Source organism: Photorhabdus stackebrandtii, assembly GCF_011189495.1.
Lineage (GTDB): Bacteria > Pseudomonadota > Gammaproteobacteria > Enterobacterales > Enterobacteriaceae > Photorhabdus > Photorhabdus khanii.
Genome location: NZ_PUJV01000108.1, coordinates 1 through 1,489 on the forward strand (window position 1 = coordinate 1; position 1,489 = coordinate 1,489).

General features: G+C 42.1%; 2 protein-coding genes. Both read left to right on the forward strand.

Features of this window, described 5'->3' with window-relative positions; translation table 11 throughout:
* The first annotated feature begins 122 nt into the window (after nt 1–122).
* Nucleotides 123–1,094: a group II intron maturase-specific domain-containing protein gene (locus C5470_RS23480; RefSeq protein ID WP_339917248.1), complete on the forward strand. Its 972-nt coding sequence runs from the start codon at nt 123–125 to the stop codon at nt 1,092–1,094.
* 87 nt (nt 1,095–1,181) lie between these two features.
* Nucleotides 1,182–1,415, forward strand: coding sequence for a DUF3085 domain-containing protein (locus tag C5470_RS21770; RefSeq protein ID WP_166291878.1), 234 nt, complete (start codon nt 1,182–1,184; stop codon nt 1,413–1,415).
* The last annotated feature ends 74 nt before the right edge of the window (nt 1,416–1,489 follow it).

Below are 1,489 nucleotides of genomic sequence, written 5' to 3' on the forward strand. Positions count from 1 at the left end.
ATTTGTTGATCTCGACATAAGACATAAAAATATTACCTTTTAAGACGTGAATCAAGGACAAAATATGAACGATCAAATGAGATCATTCGTTCGAAGATAAAATTACCTTTTGCGTTCGGGGCGTGATCTCCCCAGTTCTGGCCAATATGGTTCTGGATGGTTTGGAAAAACATCTGCATGATACTTTTGGTAAAACGGGAACACCCCAGGGGAACAGGCATAAAGTGAATTATGTGAGATACGCTGATGATTTTGTTTGTACCGGTATTTCTAAAGAACTACTGGAAGAAAAAGTCAAACCATTAATCGAGCAATTCATGCAAGATCGTGGATTGACTTTATCAGCAGAAAAAACAGTGATCACTCATATAGAGGAAGGTATAGACTTTTTGGGACAAAATATCAGGAAATATAATGGCAAGCTACTGATAAAACCTGCCAGAAAAAATCTGAAGAACTTTCTTGATAAAGTCAGGGGTATTATAGACGGAAACAAAACGGTACCTGCGTGGGAATTGATAGCCAAACTTAATCCAGTTATTCGAGGATGGGTTAATTATCATAAACATGTGGTATCGAAATCCACGTTTCATTATGTAGATACTCAAATCTGGAAGAAAATATGGCAATGGTGCAAACGACGTCATAGAAATAAGGGGCTTCGATGGGTGAAAGAGAAATACTTTCCGCAGCAGGGAACCCGTAGTTGGCAGTTCTCCGCAGAAGATCCCAAAGGTGTACATCGTACACTTATACAGGCAATGGATACACCAATAAAACGCCATATTAAAATCAAAACAGCAGCAAACCCTTATCTACCCGAATGGGAAAAATATTTTGAAAAGCGATTAGATTATGCTCTAAAAAATACTCACAGTGGTAAGAGGAAGTTGATAACACTCTGGAATAGACAAGGCAAACGATGCCTGAGATGTGATCAATTGATCACCCCTGAAACTGGATGGCATGTTCATCATAAAGTTCAAAAAGTAAAGGGAGGCGGAGATGAGCTTAGCAATTTAGAGTTGTTACACCCTAATTGTCATCAACAATTACACAGTCATGAAGCTGGTTCCTGTGAAGGGAGTTTATAAAGGCTTGAGCGGTATGCTGGGAAACTAGCACGTACCGTTCTTAGGGGGCGGTGGCGTAGTAATACGCTGCTGCTACCCGACTATATCATGTCTGATATGGGTTCGACGCAAAACGGCAAATACCTTGTCTCTTATGCTTGCGGTTATCATCCGGAGAAGGACGAAGGCGGGTATGAGCGTGCCCGGGAGGACGAGGGCGGCGATGATTTTGCGGAAAAACTGGGTTTCTCCATATCTACACTCAACCGGTTACTGCATGACAAATGTGATCTGAAGGTGACGCTGACAGCCACACAAATTATCACACAATTTTACCCCTGATTGCCGGGATGCCGGCGGTCGTTTTCACCCTGACGGGCGTTATTTCCCGTCAGGGGATAACGCCCGTTTTTATT

Coding starts and splice junctions, on each gene's coding strand:
- C5470_RS21770 (WP_166291878.1), top strand. CDS start 1,182: ATGTCTGATATGGGTTCGACGCAAAACGGCAAATACCTTGTCTCTTAT.